Source organism: Catellatospora paridis, from assembly GCF_009720365.1.
GTDB lineage: Bacteria > Actinomycetota > Actinomycetes > Mycobacteriales > Micromonosporaceae > Catellatospora > Catellatospora paridis.
The window spans coordinates 144011-165719 of sequence record NZ_ML769324.1 but is presented as its reverse complement, the minus strand read 5'-3'; the positions used below and the strand labels follow the sequence as shown (position 1 = coordinate 165719).

Sequence of the window (21709 nt, the reverse complement as noted above, 5' to 3'; positions counted from 1 at the left end):
GGAGGACGCCTGGGTGGCGTCGTCCCTGACGTGGCTCGTGGGCGAGTTCGGCCGCGGGCCGCTGGAACTGCCGCCGGTGCGCCCGGCGGACCTGGTGCCCGCCGGATACTCCGGTGGCGTGCAGGACGCGCGCACCCTGCTCGACGCGATCTGCCTGCGGATGGGCGTCGACCCCGTGCGAGTCGAACTGGAGCTGCACTCGCGGGAGGTGCCGGACGGGCACCTGCGGCTGCGCGAGGGCCACCCGGTGATCGCGGTGGCGTTCGGCCACGCCGCCGACCCGGTGCCGCTGGTGGCGACGATCGCGCACGAGCTCGGACACGTGCTGCTCGTCGGCGACGGGCGGATCAAGCCGGACCAGCCCGACGCTGAGCGCCTCGCCGACCTGGTCACCGTCTACTTCGGGCTCGGCGTGTTCGGCTCCCGGGTGGCGGTGCGGTGCTCGCGCCGCCGGTCCGGCATGACCCTGCCGCTGTACGCGTACGCACTGGCGAACTACGCCTGGCAGCGCGGCGAGAGCACGCCGGACTGGCTCGCCGACCTGCGCTTCGGCTCGCGGGTGCAGGTGCGGCGCGGGCTGCGGCACCTGGCCTACCGGGCGGCCGACCCGGCCTCGGCCCACTCGCTGTAGGACGTGCCGTCCCGCAGCCGGGCCAGCGCCGCGCCCGCGTAGCCGACCAGCGGCGTGGGCAGCTTGCGCAGCGAGAACCAGTGCAGGTCGGCGCACCTGTCCGGCTCGGTGTTGACCGGGCTGCCGGACCACTGGCGGACCTGGAAGAACAGGTTCAGCCGCGGCGGCGACTCGTGGTAGTGCAGCAGGTGCACCAGCTCGGCGTGCGCCGGGTCGACGGTGAGGCCGAGCTCTTCGGCCGACTCGCGCACCAGCGCGTCCAGCGGGGACTCGCCCGCCTCGAGATGCCCGGCCGGCAGGTGCCAGCACCCGTCGGACCAGCCCGTGTTGAGCCGCAGACCCAGCAGCACGTCGTCGCCGCGCCGGAGGATCAGGTGTACCGCGACGATCGCCTGCGCCCTGTGCTTCACCTGCGCATTCTCGAACGCCTGTACGATCGCCGTCAAGCGGCGCGCCGATCATGTGCGGCTCGGGATCCGAGCCCGCGACGCCGCTTCCGGCCGCCCGCACGGCCGGGTGGATCTTTTGTCCGGTGCGGACGGCGCGTCTAGGATGCCGCCATGACCACCCCCGTCACCACCTCGGCCGACCAGAGCCTCAAGCCGCTGCGGCTGCTGTTCACGCTCGCGCTGCTCGGTTACGTCGCGCTCTACCTCGGCTTCCAGTTCCTGCGCTGGATCCTGCCGGCGGAGAACACGACCCTGATCTCCCGCTCGCAGTCGGCTGGCTTCCTCGACCTGTTGCTCATGGCGTTCCCGCTGGTGGCCGTCCTGATCGCCACGCATGTGGCCCCGCAGCTGGCCGGTTCGAAGATCTTCGCGCTGGTCGCGCTGATCGAGTACGCCGCGGCGATCGTCTTCGGCGGCGTCACCTTCCTGATCGGACTGGGCGGCCTCGGCTGGGTCGACACGTTCCCGGAGACGATCGACGCGCTCGGGCACGTGGTGCTCACCATCGCCCGCCTCGGCCTGGTGGCGCTGGCCGGATACGGCGTGCTGCGGGTGTTCCTGGCCCTGGGCGGCCGCGTCACGCTGCCGGCGGCGCTGCACCCGCCGGCCTGAGGACGGAGAGTTCAGATGGGCAGCCGGGTCCTGCTGCTGGCCACCAAGGACACCATCGCGTACCGGCGGCGCGCCGGGCGCGAGTCCGTCGCGTCGGGCGCGGAACTGCTCGCCGTGGCAGGCCCGGTCGGCGCGCGGGTCACCGTCGTGGACGTGACCTCCGAGCCGGGTTGGGACATCTCGCCGACCACCATGCTGGCGCTGGGCCGCCGCGTGCGGCAGGCGGCGGGGGACTACGACGGCGTGGTGCTCACGCACGGGGTCGACACGGTCGAGGAGACCGCCTACCTGGTGGACCTGATGGCGGGCCCGGCCGCCGAGCGGGCCGCGATCGTGCTGACCGGCGCGGCGCGGGCGCTGGACGACCAGGACAGTGACGGCCCGGCCAACCTCGCCGCGGCGCTCACCGCCGCGGCCGACCCGGCGGTGCGGGGCCTGGGCGCGGTCGTCTGCGCGGGCGGCGAGCTGCACGCCGCACGCTGGGTCGCCCTGACGGACGCGTCCGGCCCGGCCGGGTTCAGCTCGGCGCCGTACGGTCCGCTCGCCCGCGTCGTGCACGGCCGGGTGGAGCGGCTGGCCGCGCCGCCGCCGCGCCCGCCGTTCGGCGGCGGTGAGCCGGAGTGGGACGTCGCGCTGTTCAAGACCCATCCCGGCATGGATCCCGAGCTGCTCGGCGGGCTGGCCGACCGCGGCGTGCAGGGGGTCGTGCTGGAGGGCACCGGCCAGGGCAACGTCCCGGCGAGCCTGTTCGCCGCGATCAGCGACCTGATCGACGGCGACGTCCCCGTGGTGGTCGCCTCCCGCACCCACCACCCGGCCACGCCGGGCGAGCTGCCGCGCGACGTGGGCATGGCCGAGCGGCTCGGCGCGATCCCGGCTCGCGGCCTGCGGGCGGAGAAGGCCCGCGTCGCGCTGATGGCCGCGCTCGGCGACGGATACGGCGTGGACGCCGTGCGGGACTGGTTCGCCCGCCTCTGAACGGTGGCCGCGGTGGGGTGTCCGCGCGGAGCGTGCCCCCGACGGTGTCACCCACTCGGGTGACTCTGCCGCCGGGCCGGGTCGTCGCCCGGCTGGGCGATGCCCTCACCTGCACGAACGACGTCTCTCACCCGGCCGGACGACCGTGTCGCACATCCAGTCCGTCCAGGTGTAAGACAGTTGACTGTCAATGGCGGGGATTTGCCCTAGTGTGCGGCTTGAATGCCGTTACCGCGCCGTGCGCGCGAGAGCTGGGGAGCGCCATGGACGTCAGGACCGTCGGCGGGACGACGCGTCTGCAGCCGGACTTCACCAGAGTCAACGAGCTGGCGGTGCGGACAGAACGGCTGCCGCGGCGGGAACGCGACGGCGTGCTGCCGTTCCCCGGCGCGATGTGGCTGTGGGTCGGGCTGTCGATGCTGCTCCGCCTGGTGGTGTGGGCAGCCGGGGCGGTGCTGGCCGTGGCCGTCGTCGCGGCGTCGGCGGTGCTGCCGGGCGTGCCGGGACCGGTGCTGTTCGTCGCGGCGGCCGCGTTCCTGGTCGCGCTGCTGGTGCGGGTCGCCCGCGGGCTGCGCCGGCGCAGCGAGGCGAGCCGGCAGGCGGCGGTGGCCCGGGAGTACTGGTCCTGGCGGCGGCCGCCGGTCCGTTTCGAGCACGAACCCGCCGCGCTGGACCTGCCGTCGTGGCTGGGCGATCCGATGCACCGGCGGCTGCTGCGCCTGGTGCGCCCGCGCCGCATCGCCCCGCACGCCGACCGGGTGCGCTGGGCCCACCGCTGGGCGCGCAGCCGTGAGCTGCGCGCGGTGGTGCCCCGGCTGACCGGGGTGAGCGCGCTGGCCGCGGTGCTCACCGTCGGCGCGTGGCGGGCCGGCTGGCTGAGCGTGTACGCCCCGGCGGCGGTGCCCACGAACGTGGAGCTGGGCGGCCGGGTGCCCAACCCCGACGTGCTGCCCGCGCTGGACGTCGTGGTCGCCGCCGTGGCCGACTACATCTGGCAGCTGGTGGACATGGTGCCGCTGCTCGGGCTCGCCGACGTCCTCGGCTGGGCCCGCCCGGCGGCGCTGGCCTCCGGCGGCCTGCAGGACGTCCTGGCCGTGGTGTTCCGGCTCGCGGTGCTGCTGATCCTCGCGGCGACCGTGGCCGCCATGCTGGGCCGCCGGGTCGACGTCGACGCCAAGCCGCCGCTGCTGGCCGGGCAGGTTGAGCGGGCCCTGGTGGAGGAGCTGGTGAAGGCGCGGCGGCTGCTCGAAGGCGTTGCCGGGCGGGGCGATCAGCGGCTGTTCGACGCCGCCTGCCGCCGGTTGCGCACCGACGCCGTCTCCGTGCCCGCGCCGTACGAGCAGTGGACCGCCGAGTCGCTGTGCCACGCGCTCGCGCTGGAGCAGTCCTGGATGAGCGACTGGCGGGTGCCGGAGCAGCGCTCCGTGCCGTCCTGAGACGCCCCGCCGCCCCACCCGTGCGGCGGGTGGGGCGGCGGACCGGGCGGGCCTAGTTGAGGATGTCGCTGGAGGGCGGGTTGAAGTCGCGCACCGGCTTGTCCTTCAGGGCGAACTTCAGCGAGTTCGTCACCGCGTCCAGCGGCATGTTGTAGTTGCCGTCGCCGGCCACGTTCTTGACGTAGTCGGGGTCGGCGATGAAGCTCGCCGCGGCCAGTTCGGGTGTGAACCCGACGAACCAGGCGGCCCGGGTGTCGTCGGTGGTGCCCGTCTTGCCCGCGATCGGGCGCTCCATCATGGGGTACACGCGGGAACCGGTGGACCAGTCGCCGCAGCTGCCGCGAGCGGCCTTGTACCCGGTGACGCAGCGCGCAGCGTCGGTGGCGGCACGGGCGACGTCCTGGCTGAACGCGCGGTTGCACTGCGGGGCGGCGGCCTCGACCTGCTTGCCGTCGACGGTCGTGGTGAAGTCGGCGCCCTGCGGCGTCTTGATGGACAGCACCGGGCTGGGCTTGCAGTACATGCCCTCGGCGGCGACGGTCGCGTACGCGTTGGCCATCTCCAGCGGGGTCGTGTCGGCGACGCCGAGCGTGAACGCGCCCCACTTGTCGGCGTGCTTGGGCGAGGCGTGCAGCCGGTCCACGTCGGTGTGCCAGACCAGGCCCATCTTCTCGGCCATGCGGACCGCCTTGTCCGAGCCCACGGCCTGCTCCAGTTGCACGAAGTAGGTGTTCACGGACTTGCCGAAGCCGGTGTAGATGTTGTGCTTGCCGGTCATGCTGCCGCTGGCATTCGACGGGCACCAGCGGTTGCCGCAGGCGGCCGGCCCGCCGGGCTCCACCACGTAAATCGAGGTGTAGCGGTGCGGCGCGTAGAACGACTTGGACATCTTCATGCCCGAGTCCAGCGCGGCGACCATGGTGAACATCTTGAACGTCGAACCGGCCTGGTAACCCGGGATGTCACCGCCGCCCAGCAGCGGCGCGACCGTGTTCGGGTAGCTGCCCTTGACGTTGAACGACCGCTTGATCGGGTCGGAGTTCGGGCCGTTCTTGCTCTGGTCCATCGAGTAGACCCGGTTGACCGACATGACCAGGACGCGGCCGGTGCCGGGCTGGACCACCACGTTGCCGTACGCCAGCCGCATGTCGGTCTTGGAACGGCTCAGCAGGTCCTTCATCGAGTATTCCTGCAGCTTCGGGTCGAGGCTGGTCACCACCTTGTAGCCGCCGGTGCGCAGCTTGTCGAGCCGGGCCACCGGGTTGGGCCCGAATGCGGGCTGCTGCATCCACCAGTTCTTGAAGAAGTCGCAGAAGAAGCCCCAGTCGCGGTTGGCCGCGGGCACCGACCCGCAGTCGCGGGGCGGGCTGCTGAGCTTCAGCTTGATCGGCTCGGCGGTCGCCTTGTTGGCCTGGTCCGCGGTGATGAAGTTGAGTTCGGCCATCCGGCGGATCACGTAGTTGCGCCGGTCCAGGGCCGGGCCGGTCTGGTTCGCCGGGTCGAACGACGATGGCGCCTTGACCAGGCCGGCCAGCGTCGCGGCCTGGACCAGGGTCAGGTCCTTGGGCTCCTTGGAGAAGAAGATCTGGGAGGCGGCGTAGATCCCGTACGCCCGATGGCCGAAGTAGGCCATGTTGAGGTAGCCCTCCATGATCTGATCCTTGGTCCACTGGCCTTCCAGCTTGATCGCGAGCCGGATCTCGGTCAGCTTGCGCTGCGGGGTCTGCTCGGTGGCCGCGACGGCCTCCTGCGCGGTCTCGGCGCTGTCGCGCAGCGCCATCCGGACGTACTGCATGGTCAGCGTCGAGGCGCCCTGGGAGACCTCGCCCTGCTGGCGGTTGGCCACGAAGGCGCGGGCGATGGACTGGAAGTCGACGCCCATGTGGGAGTAGAACCGGGCGTCCTCGGCGGCGATCACCGCGTTGACGATGTTCGGGTTCAGCGACCCCAGCGGCACGAACTTGCGATGCTCGTCGTAGAACATCGTGATCAACGACTTGCCGTCGTTGGCGTAGACGTACGTCGTCTGGCCGACCTGATGATCCTTGAGCTCGGTCGGCATGTTCTGCAAGATGGCCGCGCCCTTCATGGCTCCGATGCCCGCAGGTACGGCCAGCGGTAGCGAGGCGAGGGCAAGCACGACCCCACCCAGGACACCGGCGCGGAGCATCCCGCTGTACCGGCCGAAAGCGCTGATTAACCGCTGCACCATAGCCACGAATATAGGCAGCTCAGCATACCGAAGTGAGGAAGATTCACTAATGCTTATGCGGATCGGTCCCGTGTGGAGAAAGCTCAGCCGCGAAAGCAGTCCGTGGGCCGCCCCACCACGTCCACCGGCTGATGGGCGTAGACCAGACCGGCGTGCGGATCGTCGGGCCGGCCCACCGCCGCCGTCGTGATCACCAGCGTGTCCAGCCGCGGTCCGGCGAACACACAGCTGGTCACCAGCGGGGTCGGCAGGGCGACCACCCGGTCCAGCCGCCCGTCCGGGGTGTAGCGGCGCACCGCGCCCCCGGCCCACAGCGCCACCCACACCCCACCCTCGGCGTCGACGCACATGCCGTCGGGATGGCCCTCGTCGACCCGGGTGAGCGTGCGCCGCGCCCCCGGCTGCCCGGTGTCCAGGTCGTAGTCGTAGGCGTCGATCCGGCCGGTCGGGGTGTCGATGTGGTACATCGTCGCGCCGTCGGGCGACCAGCCCAGCCCGTTGCTGATGGTCAGCCCGGTGAACACGGTCGTCAGCGCCGCCGCGCCCGGGTCGAGGCGGTAGAGCGCGCCCGCGCCGGGCCGCTCGTCGTAGGCCATGGTGCCCAGCCACAGCCGCCCGGCCGGGTCGGCCTTGGCGTCGTTGGAGCGCAGCCCGTCGGTGTCACCGGGATAGCCGGGCAGCCGCTGCTCGCCGCCGCCGGGCAGCAGGCGCACCGGGCCCTGCGGCAGGCAGGCCACGAAGCCGCCGTCGCACACCGGCACCGCCGCGCCGACGTGCGCCGAGGTGCTCAGCTCGCCGGACTCCGCGCCGTCCGCGGAGCGCCACAGCACCCGGCTGCCGAGGATGTCGACCCACCAGACCCGGCCGTCGCGGTGCGCGTACAGCGGTCCCTCACCCAGCTCACAGCGCCGGGAGTCGAAGACCTCCACGTCCGACATCGGGTCACCTCTCGGCCTGCTTCACAGGCTCACCCGCCGCCCACGCCGCCCACCCGCTTCACCATAAACCGGGCGGGCCGGCTCAGAAGGCGCTCTGCCACAACGAGATGTTACGGAATCGCACCCGCCACGGCGCGACGCCCACCTTGCCCTCGGTGGACACGCCCAGGATGACGCGGCCCTCCCCGAACTGCGCGTTCTCCACCGGCACGCGGGTGAGCTCCTTGGTGCCCACGTACACGCGGAACTGCGACCCGGCGCCGGCGATCGTCACCTTGGTGAACTTGCCCAGCACCAGGGGCTTCTCCAGCGGCGGGAAGTCCATCAGCGTCCGGCCGGTGTCCGGGTCGCCGTCGCCGTGGCGCACCATGCGGACCTTTTCCCGACACACCCGCAGCTCATAGCCGCGCAGGGCGCGGTAGCGGAACCAGATCCCGGCGCAGGCCCCCTCGTCCACCAGGGCCACCTCCACCTCGACCCGGAAGTCGTCCCGGTTGTCGTCCGGACCGCTGCACTGGTAGCTCCAGTCCTTCTGCGTGGTCACCAGGAACGACTGATTGTCGTAACGGCAGGTGGCGCCGTCGGCGTCGTCCGCGCGCTCCGGCCAGCTGACCGCCTTGTTCAGCTTCTCGACCCGGTAGGGCGTGGGGCGCGACGGTTGAGGTGAGGCGGAGGGAGACAGCGAGACGGACGGGGTCGGCGACGGGGGCGCGCTCGCGCTCGGGCTCGGCGACGGCGTGGGGGAGATGCTGGGCGAGGCGGTCGGCGACGGGGCCGCCGCGAACCCGGCCGGCAGCGCGCCGGTGAGCAGGGCCACCGTGAGGCCACCCAGCAGCAGCGTGGTCGCGCCGAGCCCGGCGGCGGCCGGCTTGGCCCAGCGGGAGTCGCGCAGCCGCGGCGTGGCGGACTCCGGCCGCAGGCTGGTCGGATCGGCGTCGACCACGGCGAACTTACTGCCGGCCTCGGCCGCCGCCGCGGCCTGCCGGGGCAGCTCGCCGGAGCTCAGCGCCCGGTCCGGCCCGCGGGTGAGCAGTCGGTCCAGCAGGTCGCGGGCGGTCGGCCGGTCGGCGGGGTCCTTGGCCAGGGCCGCCTCGACCAGCTCGCGCAGCGGCCCGGTCAGGCCGTCGAGGTCGGGTTCGGCGGTCATGATGCGCACCGCGACCGCGGGCATCGAGTCGGCGGCGAAGGTGATCCTGCCCGTGCCCGCGAACGCGACCACCGCGCCCCAGGCGAACACGTCCGCCGCCGGGGTCAGCGCCTTGCGCGCCTTGGTGTCCAGGCGCTCCGGGGCCATGTACGCCACCGTGCCGATGAGCTGGTCGGTGCGGGTGTTGCCGGGCTGCCCCTCGACCGCGCGGGCGATGCCGAAGTCGATGACCTTCGGCGTGCCCGGCGCCAGCAGCACGTTGCTGGGCTTGAGGTCGCGGTGGATGACGCCCGCGCCGTGGATCGCGGTCAGCGCGGTCGCCACGCCGATGGCCAGGCCGTGCAGGTTGGCCGGGGTCAGCGGGCCGCGCTGCTGCACCACGTGGGACAGGCTGGGGCCGTCCACGTACTCGACCACCAGGTAGGGGGAGTCGTGGTCGGGGTCGGCGTCGAGCACCTCCGCGGTGCAGAACGGCGGCACCTGCTTGGCCCGCTCCACCTCGCTGCGGAAACGCTGCCGGAACTCGGGCTCCCCGGCCAGGTCGGCCCGGATCACCTTGACCGCGACGAGGCTGTCCTTCGGATCGCGGGCCAGATAGACACTGCCCATGCCGCCCTCGCCCAGGCGTCCAAGCAGCGTGTAGCCGCCCAGCTCACGTGGGTCTGTGGGCCGCAGCGGCCGCGAAGCGTCGGCGCCGACCATGATGGACTCGATCTCCCGTTCTCGATGCCCGTCGAGGCCGCGGCATGCTGCGCCGCGGCCTTACGGACGGTCCCCGCTGAGTCACGCGACATCCTGCCATTTACCGGCCGTCGCCGTAACCCTGCCGCGTCACCTGACGCGCGACGGGGGCCGGGAGGTTGCTCAGCTCGTGATGCGGTGCAGGATCAGATCGTGGACATGGTGTGACTTCTCGTCACCGCGGAACTCCATCTCGTACACGTGCGTGCCGACGTTGATGGCGATGGCGCCGGTGGAGAAGAACTGCCCGGCCCAGGACTTGTTGCTGACCACGCTCACGCTGGTGATCTTCGTATAGGGGATGCTGGTGATGGCCGTCTTCTTGCCCACAAAGGACTTGTCCTGAATGATCACGCGGCGGTCGGTGAGCCCGATGAAACCCGTGCCGGCCCCGATGGCGTCGTACACGGCGATCACCTGCTCGCCGGGCAGCAGGCCGCTCTGGATCTGCTGGAGCTGCTCCTTGCGGTCGTACACGATGTTCGTCGTCATGCCCCGACGCTAACCGCGCACCGCAAGCTCACTCCTGCCCGCACCAGTCGGCAAGGACCTCTGCGGTGTGCTCGCCCGGCTGCGCCGGGGGCCGGTCCAGCTCGGCCGGGGTGCCGGAGAAGCGGGGCGCGGGCGCGGGCTGGGTGACCCCGTCGCGCACCAGGTAGGTGCCCCGCGCGGCCAGCTGCGGATCGGTCGGGGCCTGCGCCATCGACAGCACCGGGGCCACGCACCCGTCGGTGTCGGCGAACAGCTGTGCCCAGTGCGACTGCGGCTGTGCCGCGAACCGCTGCGCCAGCAGTTCGCGCAGCTCGGGCCAGCCCGCCCGGTCGTACTGCGGGGTGTCGGCGGGCAGGTCCAGCCGGGCCAGCAGCACGGCGAAGAACTGCGGCTCCAGCGCGGCCACCGCGACGTGGCGGCCGTCGGCGGTGGCGTACACGTCGTAGAAGGGCGTGCCGCCGTCGAACAGGTTCACGCCGCGCTCGTCGAGCCAGGTGCCGCCCGTGTACATGCCCCACTGCATCGCCATCAGGTGCGCCGCGCCGTCCACGATGGCCGCGTCGACGACCTGGCCCGGCCCGCCGCCGCGCACCCGCCACAGCGCGGCGAGCACGCCCGACACCAGGTACATCGCGCCGCCCGCGAAGTCGCCGAGCAGGTTGAGCGGGATCTGCGGCGGCCCGCCGGCCCGGCCGATCGCGTGCAGCGCGCCGGTGACCGCGACATAGGTGAGGTCGTGCCCGGCGGTGCGGGCCCGCGGCCCGTCCTGGCCCCAGCCGGTGATTCGGCCGTACACCAGTTGCGGGCGGCGGTGCAGGCACACGTCGGGCCCGAAGCCCAGGCGCTCGGCGACGCCCGGCCGGAAGCCCTCGATCAGCACGTCGGCCCGGTCGACCAGGCGCAGCAGCAGGGCGACGCCGTCCGGGTCCTTCAGGTCGACGGCGACCGCGCGCTTGCCGCGCTGCAGCAGGTCGAACCGCGGGTCCACGGCGGTGACGCCGCCGCCCGGCCGGTCCACCCGCACCACGTCCGCGCCCAGGTCGGCCAGGTACATGCCGCAGAACGGACCTGGGCCGATGCCGCCGACCTCGAGCACCTTCAAGCCGTCCAGCGGACCCATGGCGGTGATGGTACGCAGTCACTCGCGGCTGAAGGTCCACACCCCGTTGGTGTCGATCACGACCACGACCGTGCCGCGGGGCAGCATGGTCTCCCCGGTGAAGTCGCCCTCCTGGTTGATGAGCGTGGCGCTGTCCGAACCGATCGCCTGCACGGTGAACTTGCCGGTGCCGCGGTGGTCGAACGCGACCTTGACCGACTCGGCCGCGGTGCGCGGGATCAGCAGCACGTCCGCGCCCACCCCGGACGCGGTGCCGCTGAACGTCTGCGCGGACGCCAGCGGCCGCACCACCATGCGCCAGCCGCCGTCGGCCTGGATGCTCACCGCGTCGGGCCGGATCTCGCCGAGGTCCAGCGGGCGTACGCCCTCATAGCTCTCCGCGGCGCTGACCAGGGTCTGGATCTCCTGGCCGTCGGCCTTGACGGTGCGCACCACGAACGGGCCCGTGCCGGCGTAGGTGAGCGCGACGGTGTGGAAGGTGCTGCCCAGCTCCACTGGCACCACCTGCGGCCCGACACCCTCGAACACCTGGTCCTGGGGCAGGGCCTCGGTGGCCCGCCGGCTCGGGGTCGGGATCGGCCGGCCCTGCGCCTCGCGCGTCGGCTCCGCACCGGGCGGGGCGCCGACCGCGGTCGCGCTCGGGTCGGCGACCGCGGCCGGCGAGCCGTCTCCCCAGCGCACGGCGAGGAATCCGCCCACGCCCACCACGGCGCACAGCATCAGCCCGGCCGCGCCGGCCAGCCCCCAGACCCACCACGGCCGGCGTGCCGGCGGTGCGGCGTGCGCGGGCACGTGGGCCGCCGCATGGGCGGGCACGTGCGCGGCGTCGGGCGACAGCCCGGCCGGATCGGGAGACACCAAGGCCGGGTCGGCCGACGGCATGGCCGGGTCTGCCGACGGCTCGGCGGCGAACGCCATGACCGGCACCCCTGCGGTCGGCATACCCGCGGGCGGCATACCTGCGCTCGGCATGCCGACAGCCGGTGCGGGATCCTCCGGAGCTGCCGTCTCGATCGGCGACGGCCACGCGATGCCCGAGGTCAGCGGCGCGGTGACGACGGGTTCGGGCGCGGGCGGGCCGGGGTCGCCGGCCGAGGCGGTCGCCGGTTGCAGCTCGAGTCCTGCGATCGGGGCCGCCGCCGCGGGTTCGGGCGCAGGTCGCGCCCACGTCGTCACCGGTTCGGGCTCGGGTCGTGCCCACGTCTCCGTCGGTTCGGGCTCGGGTCGCGCCCACGCCGCCACCGGCGCCGGCTCGGCCGGCGCCGACCCTGCCACCGGTTCGGGCACCAGGTTCGTGGAGACGTCGGCGAACTCGGGTTCCGCGGGCGTTTCGACGACCGCCGGTGCTGCGGCCTCGGCCGTCGCGGCGGCGAGCGCCGCTGCCACGAGCGGATCGCCGGCCGGGCTCGCGCCGTCGCCCTCGGCCGGCTGCGCCCAGGCCGGCTCGGCCGACATCGCGGGTTCGGCGGCCCAGGCCGGTGCGGCCCGCTCGTCGGTCCAGGCCGGCGGCGGCTCGTCGGACAGGGCAGGTTCGGGCGCAGGCTCGGTGATCCAGGCGGGCTCCGCCGACATCGCGGGATCGACCGGCCAGGCGGGCCGCGGCCGCTCGTCGGACCACACCGCGTCCGGGGCCGCGGCCGCGTCCATCGCCATGGCGGTCTGTGCGGCCAGGGCCGGTGCGGGGTCCGGTGCGGTGGCCGCCGGCGCGGCGGCCACCGGCGGCGGCTGCGCGGCCGTCGCCGGATCGGTCGCCTCCATCGCGGTGACCAGGGCAGGCTCCGGCTGCGATGCCGGGTCCACGTCGGTCGCGGCGGGTTCGGCGACCGCGTCCCCGGCCGACCAGGCCGGCACCGCGTCGGGCACCGGGTCGGACAGCGGCGCCCCGGCCAGGGGCCGGTCGCGGTCCGGCGTCGGATTGCCGATGAGTTCGTCGAGGCTGGTGAACGGCCCGTCGTCGGGCAACTCGAACATCAGCGTGGGGTCGTCGGCCCCGTCGCTGACCCAGAACTGCCAGTCGTCGGGCGCAGGCGGCCAGGCGGGGTCGGGCCGCCAGCCCGCAGGAGGAGTCCAGTCCTCCGGAGGCTCCGGCCATCCCGGTGGTGAGTGGTACTTCCAGCCCATCGCCCTACCCCCGTCGTACTTGCCGCAGCACACTGACGTGCACTGCCGTCACCGGGGGTGACCTGATAATACGTGCCGGGCGCGGTCCGCGTGCGTGATCCACAGACGACGCCGTACCCGTGCCGTGCTTGTCGCGCGCCGCTGCCTCTGATGTCATACGGGGGTATCGATCGCTCGGTGGCGGAGGCAGCGGTGGCGCGTACGAGGGAACCGGGCCGGGCACACCGGGAGCGGCTGCTCCACATCCTGAGCCGTGGCCCGGAGCGGCCGTCGGAGCTGGGTTTCCGGGCCTGGCTGGGGGTGACCCGGCGCACCGTCGTGGAGTTGCTCAACGACGAGCTGGCGGACCGGGCCGCGGCGCTGACCTACTACAGCGTCACGTCGATCCTGCCGGGCATGCTGGTGCTGGTCGCCGGGGTGGGCCTGTTCGGGCGCCCGACCAGCGACGCGGTCGCGGAGAACCTCAGCGAGCTGACGCCGCCGCCGGCCCGGCACGCGGTGCTGGAGATCATCGACAACCTGCGTTACGACCAGCGGGCGGCGGGAGTGGCCCTGGCGGTCGGTCTGGCCATCGCGTTCTGGTCGGCCACCAGCTACATCGGCGGGTTCATGCGCGCCGCGAACGTGATCTACGACGTGCCGGAGGGCCGTCCGCTGTGGAAGACGGTCCCGGTGCAGCTGTTCGTCACCGCGGTGACCGGTGTGTCGCTGGCCGCGAGCGCCCTGGCGGTGGTGCTCAGCGGCCGGGTGGCCACCAGCGTGGGGCGCGCGTTCGGCGTCGAGGACACCACCGTGAAGGTGCTCGACGTGGTGAAGTGGCCGATCCTGGTGGTGGTGATAAACCTGCTGCTGGCGCTGCTCTACTGGGCCGCGCCGAACGCCCGGCTGGGCGGGTTCCGATGGATCACACCGGGCACCATGGTGGCGATGGGCACCTGGATCACGGTGTCGGGCGGCTTCGCCTACTACATCGCGACCTTCGACTCGTACAACCGGACCTACGGCGCGCTCGGCGGCGTCATCGTGTTCCTGGTGTGGCTCTGGCTGACCAACGTCGCGGTGCTGCTCGGCGCGAAGTTCGACGCCGAGCTGGGCCGGGCGCGGGCCATCGCGGCGGGCATGCCGCCCGACGCCGAGCCGTACCTTCCCCTGCGCGACGTGCCCAGGCAGGAGCCCCGCAACGGGCTGCCCGCGCCGGAAGCGGCGCCGCCGACCGAGGTGGAGACGCCGCCGGCGGACGAGGAGGTACGGCCCGACGAGGGCCGGTCGTGATCAGGCCAGGGCGCGCTCGACGGTCCCGACCAGTTCGGGCGACTCCGGGGTGACCTGCGGGCGCAGCCGGGCGACGACCGCGCCGGACCGGTCGACCACGAACTTCTCGAAGTTCCACTTGACGTCGCCCGCCTCGCCGTCGGCGTCGGCGGTCTGCGTGAGCAGGTCGTACAGCGGGTGCCGGGCGGGGCCGTTGACGTCGATCTTCTCCGTCAGCGGGAAGGTGACGCCGTAGTTGACGTCACAGAACTCGGCGATCTCCTCGGCGCTGCCCGGCTCCTGCCCGGCGAACTGGTTGCACGGCACGCCGAGCACGATCAGCCCCTGGTCGCCGTAGGCCTCGGCGAGCTTCTGCAGCCCGGTGTACTGCGGGGTCAGCCCGCAGCGGGAGGCGACGTTGACGACGAGCACGGCCTTGCCGCGGTACTGGGAGAGGTCGGCGTCGGCGCCCTGCAGGGTCTTGATCGGTACGTCGTAAAGGCTCATGGGGGCCAACCATAGCGCTGGTGCCCGCGGGCACTCCGGTCTGCCACGATGTCGGTCATGACGAGCATCGAGCCCGCCACCGGCGTGAGTCCGGCGGCCCGCGCCGCCCGCGCCGCGGGGTGCGCCTTCGTGTCCCTGGCAGTCTGGATGGGCCTGGCCTACGCGGTGATCCAGCTGCAGGGCTGCGTCGGCGGCATGGAGTGCCTGGGCGACGCGCTCGGCATCATCTTCGGCTGCCTGCTGGGTGCGGCGCTGTCGCTGTGGGGGCTGCTGCGGCTGGCCCGGGTGCGCCCGGCGTGGCAGGTCGCGCTGGCCGGGCCGGGGGTGTTCCTGCTGCTGGTGTTCGGCCTGGTGGGACGGTTCTTCCTGGGCGTGCCGCAGCTGTGGGTGATCGCCATCATGGTCGCGTACGCGCTCGGCGCGGTGCTGGTCGATCCGCGGGTGTCCGCGCGGGCGCGGTGGATCACGCTCGGCGTGCTGGTCGCGCTGCTCGTGGCGGGGCTGGCCCGGTTCTGAGCACGGAGCGCCCCGGACCTGAGTGACCGTTCAGGTTACTTCGCAGTAGGCTGCTGTCATGCGTGATGCGGTGATCATCGGAGCGGTCCGTACCCCCGTCGGCCGGCGCAACGGCGGCCTGTCCGGCGTGCACCCCGTCGACCTGGCCGGGCAGATCCTGCAGGACCTCGGCGACCGCACCGGGTTCGACCCGGCCGACGTCGACGACGTCATCCTCGGCTGCGTCTCGCAGACCGGCGAGCAGTCGTGGAACATCGGCCGCAACGCGGTGCTCGCCGCCGGCTGGCCGGAGACCGTGCCCGGCACCACCCTGGACCGCCAGTGCGGCTCCAGCCAGCAGGCCGTGCACTTCGCCGCCGCGACCGTGCTGTCCGGCCAGGCCGACTTCGTGGTCGCGGCGGGCGTGGAGTCGATGAGCCGGGTGCCGATGGGCTCGTCGGTCGGCGAACTCGGCTTCCCGTACGGACCCGAGGTGCGCACCCGCTACGCGGGGGTCGAGGGCTTCGCCGGGGACGCCCCGGTGCCGTTCAACCAGGGCGTCGGCGCGGAGATGATCGCCGCACGCTGGGGCTTCGGCCGGGCGCAGCTCGACGAGTACGCGCTGGCCAGCCACCACAAGGCCGCGGCCGCCTCGGACGGCGGCCTGTTCGCCGCGGAGATCGCCCCGGTCGGCGACGTGCACGCCGACGAGGGCATCCGGCGCGAGACGTCGCTGGACAAGCTGGGCCAGCTGGCGACCCCGTTCAAGGCCGACGGCGTGGTGACCGCGGGCACCGCCTCGCAGATCTCCGACGGCGCGGCCGCGATCGCGGTCACCACGTCGGCGTGGGCAGCCGAGCACGGGTTCACCCCGCTCGCCTGCATCCACACCGCGGTGGTGGCCGCCGACGATCCCGTGATCATGCTCACCGCGCCCATCCCCGCCACCGCCAAGGCGCTCAAGCGGGCCGGGCTGTCCATCGCCGACCTCGGCGCGTACGAGGTCAACGAGGCGTTCGCGCCGGTGCCGCTGGCCTGGCTGGCCGAGACCGGCGCCGACCCGGCCCGGCTCAACCCGCGCGGTGGCGCGATCGCGCTCGGGCACCCGCTGGGCGCCAGCGGCGCGCGGCTGATGACCACGCTGCTGCACCACATGCGCGACAACGGCATCCGCTACGGGCTGCAGACGATGTGCGAGGGCGGCGGCATGGCCAACGCCACCATCATCGAGCTGCTGTAGGCGACGCCAGCTTCGCGCGGACGCGCTCGGCCTCCGGATTGCCGAGCGCGTCGAGGATGTCGACCGCCTGCTGCCAGGCCTGCCATGCCTGTTCCGGATCCCCGGCGGCCAGCCGGCTGTCGCCGATGTGGTCCAGCACGCCGGCCTCGTTGAACCGGTCGCCGGACTGGCGGACCAGCTCCAGCGCCTGCCGGAAGCACCGGTCTGCCTCGTCGTGCGCGCCGAGGCGGTCGTGTGCCTTGCCCAGGCTGTCCCAGCTGGCCGCTTGGCCGTTGCGGTCGCCGAGTTCCTCCAGGATGGCCAGCGCCTCCCCGCACCGGGTGAGCGCGTGCCGGTACTCGCCCAGCTGCGCGTGATCCCAGCCTGCCGCGTTGAGCGCCCGCGCCTCGCCGTAGCGGTGGCCCGCCGCGCGGAACAGTTCCAGGGCCTGCTCGGCGTGGCCGAGCGCCTCGCGCCAGCGGCCCTCCCGCTCCAGCGCCCAGCCGATGCCGCGGTGGACGTGCGCCTGCCCGTGCTGGTCGCCGACGGCGCCGTACAGCCGCAGGGCGTGCTCGTAGTGTGCGTGTGCCTCGTCGAGCCGGCTCTGCCGAGTCAACGCCAGCGCGAGCCCGCGGCGGGCCACGGCCTGCGCGACGTGATCGCCGGCCTGCCGAGCGTCGGCCAGCCCGTACCGGTGGATCTCGGTCAGGTCGTGCCACCGGCCCTGATAGTCCAGAAAGGTCTCGACCGTCCACGCGATCCGGCCGACATACCCGCCGACCCCGCCCGCGCCGGCCTGGCGGATACAGGCCAGCAGCACCGGATGCTCGGCGGTGAACCAGGCGAGCGCGGCCGCGTGGTCGGCGACCGGTTCGACCAGGGCGCCCGGCGCGATCGGGGCCAGCGTGATCGTGTCGCGGTGCGGGGAGAGCAGCCGCGCCGCGGCGAACGTCGTGTGCAGGTAGTGGTCCAGCAGCCGGCGCCGGGCGGCGTCCCGGTCGGTGCGTGACTCCTCGGCCGCGGCGAGTTCCGCGGCGTAGGTCTTCAGCAGGTCGTGCAAGCCGAACCGGCCGGTCGGGACCTCGGTGACCAGGTGTGCCTGGGCCAGCGTGTCGAGCGCCGCGCGGGCCTGCCCCACCGGGATCGCGGCGAGACTGGCCGCGGCGGCCGGCGTGAGATCGGGGCCGGTGTGCAGCCCCAGCAGCCGGAACAACCGCGCGGCGGGATCCGGCAAAGCCCGGTAGGAGCAGGCGAAGACGGCCCGCACGTTCGTCGCGGCGTCCCAGCCGGTGAGGGCGTCGAGGCCCTCCTGCCCGGCGTGCAGCTGCGCGGCCAGGTCACCCAGCGCGACGTCGGGGGTGGTCGCGGCCTTGGCCGCCACCACGGCCAGCGCGAGCGCGAGCCCGCCGCAGACCCGCACGATCTCGTCGACCGCGTCCGGCTCCGCGTCCAGCCGGTGCGCGCCGATCCGGCGGCCCAGGAGCTCGCGCGCCTCCGCGGCGTCGAGCAGTCCCAGCGTCAGCGGCCGGGCGCCCTCGGTGACGACGAGCGCGGGCAGCTGCTGCCGGCTGGTCACCAGCACCAGGCAGCCGGGCGAACCGGGCAGCAGCGGGCGCACGTGCTCGGCGTCGCGGACGTTGTCCAGCACCACCAGCATCCGCTTGCCGGCGAGCAGGCTGCGGTACAGCCCGAGCTGGCCGTCCAGGGTCGTCGGCATCCGCTGCGGCGGCACCGCGAGCGCGTCCAGGAACCCGCGCACCGCCTCGGCGGTCCCCATGGCCGTGTCGACGGAGTCGTAACCACGCAGGTTGAGGTAGAGCTGCCCGTCCGGGAACCGGTCGGCGATCTGATGTGCCCAGCGCACCGCCAGCGTCGTCTTGCCGACCCCGGCGGTGCCCGAGATGGCGGAGATGACCACGGTGGTCAGGCCGGTCGTCTGGGCGTCGGGCAGCAGCTCGGCGAGCCGGCGCAGTTCGGCGGCCCGGCCGCTGAACACGGGTGTGTCGGCGGGCAGCTGCGCCGGCACCGTGCGTGGCGGCGCCCCGGCGGCCTCGCCGCCGGGGTCGGTGAGCGTGTACATCTCGGACACCCGCACCCCTTCCAGGCGGGCGTCGTCGCGCAGCACCGCGGCGTGCAGCCGGCGCAGCGCCGCTCCGGCGTCGATGCCCAGCTCGTCGGTGAGCCGGGCACGCGCGGCGCGGAACACCTCCAGCGCGTCGGCCCGCCGGCCGGCCCGGTAGAGGGCCAGCATCAGCAGCGCGAGCAGGCTCTCCCGGTACGGGTGGGCGGCGGCCAGCGCGGCGAGTTCGGCACCCGCCTCGGCGTGGCCGCCGAGGTCCAGTCGCAGGCCGAGGCTCTCCTCCCGGCCCCGCAGGTGTTCCTCCGACAGCCGCTGCACCTCCTCGGCCAGCAGCGCGTCGGCGGGCAGGTCGGCGTAGGGCTCGGCGCGCCACAGCCGCAGCGCCCGCGCGAACAGGTCCGCGGCGGCGGGGTCGTCCCCGGCGCGGCGCGCGGCCCGGGCCTGCCCGAGCAGCTCGGCGAGGGCGAGGCTGTCCAGCTCGGCGGCGGTGGCGGTGATCCGGTAACCGCCCGGGCCGTGGGCGACCCGGGCCGGGTCGCCCAGCGCCGTGCGCAGGCGGTGCACGTACACCTGCAGGGTCTTGCGGGCGGTCGCGGGCGGGCTGCCGTCCCACAGCGTGTCGGCCAGCCGGTCCGCGGAGATCGGCTGGTTGGCCCGGCTGAGCAGCACGGCGAGCAGGCGGCGCAGCATCGCGGCCGGCAGCTCCACCGGCTGCCCGTCGCGATGCACCGCCAGCGGTCCCAGCACGCCGAATGTGATCACGCTTGTTCCCATGTCCCGCACAGGGTCGCCGACCGCCGTGTCGACGGTCAAGTCAGCGCGCAACCGCCGCGCAACCGGCCGCGCGGAGGATGGCGGCACACACGGTGGGGCGCGGCGATGCGGCCTGGCGGTCTGTCAACGGGGGCGGGCCGCCGGGCCGCGCTTCACCATGCCGTAAAGACGGTGGCGCGAACGGGGTCCGGCGCGCTACAACACCGGGTATGACTGTGACGCCGTTCGATCCGCGGCTCGGCCTGCGCGAGCAGCTGGCCTGCTGGCACGAGGTGGCGGCGGCCGCAGGCGGCCATGACGACCCGGCGCACGGACCACTGCCGCCGGCGGCGCGCGCCGCGGCCCTGCTCGCACCCCGCCCGGATGGCCGGGTGCAACGCTGGCTGGGCTGCGCCGAGGGCCAGGTGGTGGGACTGGGCGAGCTGTTCCTGTCCGACCGGGAGAACCTCGGCTGGGGCTTCGCCGAGGTGACCGTGCATCCGCGGCACCGCCGGTCGGGGCACGGAACCGCGTTGCTGGCCGCGATGCGTTCCGCTGCCGCCGACGCGGGCCGCGACACGCTGGTGCTGAGCGCGGTCCAGGGCACCCCCGGGCCGGACTGGGCGGCGGCGCAGGGCGCGCGCAAGGCGCAGGAGCTGTGGGAGTCCGAGGTGGACCTCGGCGCGCTCGACCCGGCGGCGCTCGGCGACCGGACCGCGCCGGGATACCGGCTGGTGTGCTGGTCCGACGAGGTCCCCGACGAGCTGCTGGCGTCGTATGCCGCGGCCGTGGACGCGATGGCCGACTCGCCCGACGGCGGGCTCGGTTACCGGTCCGCGCCGAACTCGCCGGAGCTGGTGCGGGCCAGGGAGCGCTGTGCGCGGGCGGCCGGGCTGCAGCGGCGCGTGGTCGTCGCGGTGCACGTGGCGAGCGGGACGGTGGCCGGGCTGACCGTGCTGGAGATCCCGCTGCTCGCGCCCGAGCTCGCCCACCAGGACGACACCGTGGTGGTCCCGGCGCACCGGGGACGCGGGATCGGGCTGTGGCTGAAAGCGGAGATGGTGCGCCGGCTGGCCGCCGACGGCGGGGTGGTGCGCCGCGTGCGCACCACCACCGACCCGTCGAACGGCCACATGCTGGCGATCAACGACCGGCTGGGGTTCCGCCGGGTCGGCGTGCGCGAGCAGTGGACGCTGCCCGTCTGATCACTGCACGCAGAACTCGTTGCCCTCGGGGTCGGCCAGCACCACGTGGTGGGTGCCCGGCTCCTGCACCTCGCGCAGGATCGTGGCGCCGAGGCCTTCGAGGCGCTTGACCTCGCCGTCGCGGCGCTCCGGCCCGGCGTGCAGGTCCAGGTGCAGCCGGTTCTTGCCCTGCTTGCGCTCGGGCACCCGCTGGAACAGCAGGCGGCGGCCGAGGCCGGTGCCGCTGACCGGCTGCACCGGGTCGTCGGGGTGACGCACCGCGGCCAGGTCACGGAAGGCCTTGCGGCCGTCGACCTCCAGGTAGAGGTCCTCGCTGAGCACACCTTGACCGACCAGCTGCTCGATCAGCGCGGAGTTGTCCTCGACCTGGTAACCCAGGGCCTGCGCCCAGAACGCGGTCTGCGCGTGCGGGTCGGCGCAGTCGATGACGACCTTCCAGTCCAGTGCCATGACGCTCTCCTCTCGTCCGGTCTGTACCACCGCCATGTAACCACATATAGTGGTTACATGGAACCGGGCTTCGTGTTGCGTCCACCGTCGGGTGGCGTGTTCCGGTTCGATCCCGGCACGCTCTGGCTGGACCTGCTGGTCTCCGGCGGCCCGGGTGACCTCGCGGTGTTCGAGACGCTGCACGCGCCCGCCGACCTCGCCACCTGGGCGGGGCAGAGCCGGTTGCGCCTGGACCCGGGCCGGGTGCACGTCACCGCGGGCGAGCTGGCGGACCTGGTGCGGCTGCGCGACGGGTTGTGGGAGCTGGCCTGGGCGCTGATACGGGGCCGCCCGGTCCCGCCGGGGATCGCGACACTGGTCGACGACGCCGCGGCGCAACCGCCGCTGGCCCCCCGGCTGCAGGTCACAGGGTCCGGCTTCGGTCGGGAGTGGACGCTGCCCGCCACCGGCACGCAGCTGCTGTCGGCCGTCGCGCGCGACGTCGTCGATGTGCTGACCGGCCCGCACGCCGACCGGGTGCGCGAGTGCGGCGGGAACCGGTGCGGGCTGGTCTTCCTGGACACCTCGCGGCCCGGCAGCCGCCGCTGGTGCTCGATGGAACGCTGCGGCAACCGCAGCAAGGTGCGCGCCCTGCGGGAGCGGCGCGCACCTGAGCCGGGTTAGCTCAGCTCTTGCCGCCCTTGTCCTGCTTCCAGGACCACGGGCCGGGCAGGTCGACGCGGTGGGCACGGGTGCGGGAGTTCCACGACCAGCGACCGATGCGCAGACTCCAGGAGGACATGCCGCCCTTGGTGAAGTTGAACCGCAGGGGGCCGAATTTGAAGGACTTGCGGAACAGCAGGCTCATGCACCCCATGTAACCGCACGCGCAC

At 73.6% G+C, this 21709-nt stretch carries 20 protein-coding genes; 9 read left to right on the top strand and 11 right to left on the bottom strand.

Translation table 11 applies throughout. The features are described from left to right. Positions 1 to 13 precede the first annotated feature (13 nt). Positions 14 to 631 (top strand): hypothetical protein, encoded by a 618-nt coding sequence (locus tag F9C41_RS27835; RefSeq protein WP_155389810.1) that lies wholly within the window; start codon positions 14 to 16, stop codon positions 629 to 631. Here the strand turns inward: F9C41_RS27835 and F9C41_RS27830 are convergent. Further along, positions 592 to 1041 carry an NUDIX hydrolase gene (locus tag F9C41_RS27830; protein WP_155389809.1) on the bottom strand — a complete coding sequence of 150 codons (450 nt, stop codon included), beginning with the start codon at positions 1039 to 1041 and terminating at the stop codon, positions 592 to 594. The two genes, F9C41_RS27835 and F9C41_RS27830, sit on opposite strands and share 40 nt — an antisense overlap. A 150-nt stretch (positions 1042 to 1191) precedes the next feature. On the opposite strand from F9C41_RS27830, the gene F9C41_RS27825 reads away from it, so the two are divergent. The 3 genes from F9C41_RS27825 to F9C41_RS27815 all read left to right on the top strand — a co-directional run bounded on the left by F9C41_RS27825 (position 1192) and on the right by F9C41_RS27815 (position 4106). Continuing rightward, positions 1192 to 1692, top strand: a complete 501-nt coding sequence (locus F9C41_RS27825; protein ID WP_155389808.1) for a hypothetical protein — start codon at positions 1192 to 1194, stop codon at positions 1690 to 1692. A 15-nt stretch (positions 1693 to 1707) separates the two neighbouring features. Continuing rightward, positions 1708 to 2670, top strand: a complete 963-nt coding sequence (locus F9C41_RS27820; protein ID WP_155389807.1) for an asparaginase — start codon at positions 1708 to 1710, stop codon at positions 2668 to 2670. Positions 2671 to 2933: 263 nt separating this feature from the next. Next, on the top strand, positions 2934 to 4106 hold the full coding sequence (locus F9C41_RS27815) for a hypothetical protein (protein ID WP_155389806.1): 1173 nt from the start codon (positions 2934 to 2936) through the stop codon (positions 4104 to 4106). 52 nt (positions 4107 to 4158) lie between these two features. Here the strand turns inward: F9C41_RS27815 and F9C41_RS27810 are convergent, their stop codons facing one another. The 6 genes from F9C41_RS27810 to F9C41_RS27785 form a co-directional block, all read right to left on the bottom strand. Beyond that, positions 4159 to 6318: a transglycosylase domain-containing protein gene (locus F9C41_RS27810; protein WP_155389805.1), complete on the bottom strand. Its 2160-nt coding sequence runs from the start codon at positions 6316 to 6318 to the stop codon at positions 4159 to 4161. Positions 6319 to 6401: 83 nt separating this feature from the next. Next, on the bottom strand, positions 6402 to 7256 hold the full coding sequence (locus F9C41_RS27805; RefSeq protein WP_155389804.1) for an SMP-30/gluconolactonase/LRE family protein: 855 nt from the start codon (positions 7254 to 7256) through the stop codon (positions 6402 to 6404). A gap of 82 nt (positions 7257 to 7338) precedes the next feature. Next, the gene (locus F9C41_RS27800) at positions 7339 to 9105 is read right to left on the bottom strand and encodes a serine/threonine-protein kinase (protein WP_155389803.1); all 1767 of its coding nucleotides are present in this window, start codon (positions 9103 to 9105) and stop codon (positions 7339 to 7341) included. A gap of 162 nt (positions 9106 to 9267) precedes the next feature. Beyond that, on the bottom strand, positions 9268 to 9636 hold the full coding sequence (locus tag F9C41_RS27795) for a PH domain-containing protein (protein ID WP_155389802.1): 369 nt from the start codon (positions 9634 to 9636) through the stop codon (positions 9268 to 9270). A gap of 28 nt (positions 9637 to 9664) precedes the next feature. Then, the gene (locus F9C41_RS27790; protein WP_155389801.1) at positions 9665 to 10756 is read right to left on the bottom strand and encodes a CaiB/BaiF CoA transferase family protein; all 1092 of its coding nucleotides are present in this window, start codon (positions 10754 to 10756) and stop codon (positions 9665 to 9667) included. Between the two features lie 18 nt (positions 10757 to 10774). Continuing rightward, a complete protein-coding gene (locus tag F9C41_RS27785; RefSeq protein ID WP_155389800.1) occupies positions 10775 to 12877 on the bottom strand; it encodes a hypothetical protein in 2103 nt (700 codons plus the stop codon). A 192-nt stretch (positions 12878 to 13069) separates the two neighbouring features. On the opposite strand from F9C41_RS27785, the gene F9C41_RS27780 reads away from it, so the two are divergent. Further along, on the top strand, positions 13070 to 14149 hold the full coding sequence (locus F9C41_RS27780) for a YihY/virulence factor BrkB family protein (protein ID WP_155389799.1): 1080 nt from the start codon (positions 13070 to 13072) through the stop codon (positions 14147 to 14149). On the opposite strand, the gene F9C41_RS27775 is transcribed toward F9C41_RS27780, so the two are convergent. Further along, entirely contained in the window at positions 14150 to 14635 is a 486-nt protein-coding gene (locus tag F9C41_RS27775) for a glutathione peroxidase (RefSeq protein ID WP_155389798.1), read from the bottom strand. A gap of 57 nt (positions 14636 to 14692) precedes the next feature. On the opposite strand from F9C41_RS27775, the gene F9C41_RS27770 reads away from it, so the two are divergent. After that, entirely contained in the window at positions 14693 to 15151 is a 459-nt protein-coding gene (locus F9C41_RS27770; RefSeq protein WP_155389797.1) for a hypothetical protein, read from the top strand. Positions 15152 to 15209: 58 nt separating this feature from the next. Continuing rightward, the gene (locus F9C41_RS27765) at positions 15210 to 16370 is read left to right on the top strand and encodes an acetyl-CoA C-acyltransferase (RefSeq protein WP_155389796.1); all 1161 of its coding nucleotides are present in this window, start codon (positions 15210 to 15212) and stop codon (positions 16368 to 16370) included. On the opposite strand, the gene F9C41_RS27760 is transcribed toward F9C41_RS27765, so the two are convergent. Continuing rightward, positions 16354 to 19191: an AfsR/SARP family transcriptional regulator gene (locus F9C41_RS27760; RefSeq protein ID WP_196279988.1), complete on the bottom strand. Its 2838-nt coding sequence runs from the start codon at positions 19189 to 19191 to the stop codon at positions 16354 to 16356. The two genes, F9C41_RS27765 and F9C41_RS27760, sit on opposite strands and share 17 nt — an antisense overlap. A gap of 221 nt (positions 19192 to 19412) precedes the next feature. On the opposite strand from F9C41_RS27760, the gene F9C41_RS27755 reads away from it, so the two are divergent. Continuing rightward, positions 19413 to 20387, top strand: coding sequence for a GNAT family N-acetyltransferase (locus tag F9C41_RS27755; protein WP_196279987.1), 975 nt, complete (start codon positions 19413 to 19415; stop codon positions 20385 to 20387). Here F9C41_RS27755 and F9C41_RS27750 read toward each other — a convergent pair whose 3' ends face one another. Further along, positions 20388 to 20837 (bottom strand): VOC family protein, encoded by a 450-nt coding sequence (locus tag F9C41_RS27750; protein WP_155389793.1) that lies wholly within the window; start codon positions 20835 to 20837, stop codon positions 20388 to 20390. A 57-nt stretch (positions 20838 to 20894) separates the two neighbouring features. On the opposite strand from F9C41_RS27750, the gene F9C41_RS27745 reads away from it, so the two are divergent. Beyond that, positions 20895 to 21500 (top strand): CGNR zinc finger domain-containing protein, encoded by a 606-nt coding sequence (locus tag F9C41_RS27745; protein WP_155389792.1) that lies wholly within the window; start codon positions 20895 to 20897, stop codon positions 21498 to 21500. 1 nt (position 21501) lies between these two features. Here F9C41_RS27745 and F9C41_RS27740 read toward each other — a convergent pair whose 3' ends face one another. Next, positions 21502 to 21684, bottom strand: coding sequence for a DUF4236 domain-containing protein (locus F9C41_RS27740; RefSeq protein WP_144125757.1), 183 nt, complete (start codon positions 21682 to 21684; stop codon positions 21502 to 21504). Positions 21685 to 21709: the final 25 nt, after the last annotated feature.

Coding starts and splice junctions, on each gene's coding strand:
- F9C41_RS27795 (WP_155389802.1), bottom strand. CDS start 9,636: ATGACGACGAACATCGTGTACGACCGCAAGGAGCAGCTCCAGCAGATC.
- F9C41_RS27790 (WP_155389801.1), bottom strand. CDS start 10,756: ATGGGTCCGCTGGACGGCTTGAAGGTGCTCGAGGTCGGCGGCATCGGC.
- F9C41_RS27825 (WP_155389808.1), top strand. CDS start 1,192: ATGACCACCCCCGTCACCACCTCGGCCGACCAGAGCCTCAAGCCGCTG.
- F9C41_RS27755 (WP_196279987.1), top strand. CDS start 19,413: ATGACTGTGACGCCGTTCGATCCGCGGCTCGGCCTGCGCGAGCAGCTG.
- F9C41_RS27750 (WP_155389793.1), bottom strand. CDS start 20,837: ATGGCACTGGACTGGAAGGTCGTCATCGACTGCGCCGACCCGCACGCG.
- F9C41_RS27800 (WP_155389803.1), bottom strand. CDS start 9,105: ATGGTCGGCGCCGACGCTTCGCGGCCGCTGCGGCCCACAGACCCACGT.
- F9C41_RS27810 (WP_155389805.1), bottom strand. CDS start 6,318: ATGGTGCAGCGGTTAATCAGCGCTTTCGGCCGGTACAGCGGGATGCTC.
- F9C41_RS27770 (WP_155389797.1), top strand. CDS start 14,693: ATGACGAGCATCGAGCCCGCCACCGGCGTGAGTCCGGCGGCCCGCGCC.
- F9C41_RS27765 (WP_155389796.1), top strand. CDS start 15,210: ATGCGTGATGCGGTGATCATCGGAGCGGTCCGTACCCCCGTCGGCCGG.
- F9C41_RS27740 (WP_144125757.1), bottom strand. CDS start 21,684: ATGAGCCTGCTGTTCCGCAAGTCCTTCAAATTCGGCCCCCTGCGGTTC.
- F9C41_RS27820 (WP_155389807.1), top strand. CDS start 1,708: ATGGGCAGCCGGGTCCTGCTGCTGGCCACCAAGGACACCATCGCGTAC.
- F9C41_RS27775 (WP_155389798.1), bottom strand. CDS start 14,635: ATGAGCCTTTACGACGTACCGATCAAGACCCTGCAGGGCGCCGACGCC.
- F9C41_RS27805 (WP_155389804.1), bottom strand. CDS start 7,256: ATGTCGGACGTGGAGGTCTTCGACTCCCGGCGCTGTGAGCTGGGTGAG.
- F9C41_RS27815 (WP_155389806.1), top strand. CDS start 2,934: ATGGACGTCAGGACCGTCGGCGGGACGACGCGTCTGCAGCCGGACTTC.
- F9C41_RS27745 (WP_155389792.1), top strand. CDS start 20,895: ATGGAACCGGGCTTCGTGTTGCGTCCACCGTCGGGTGGCGTGTTCCGG.
- F9C41_RS27785 (WP_155389800.1), bottom strand. CDS start 12,877: ATGGGCTGGAAGTACCACTCACCACCGGGATGGCCGGAGCCTCCGGAG.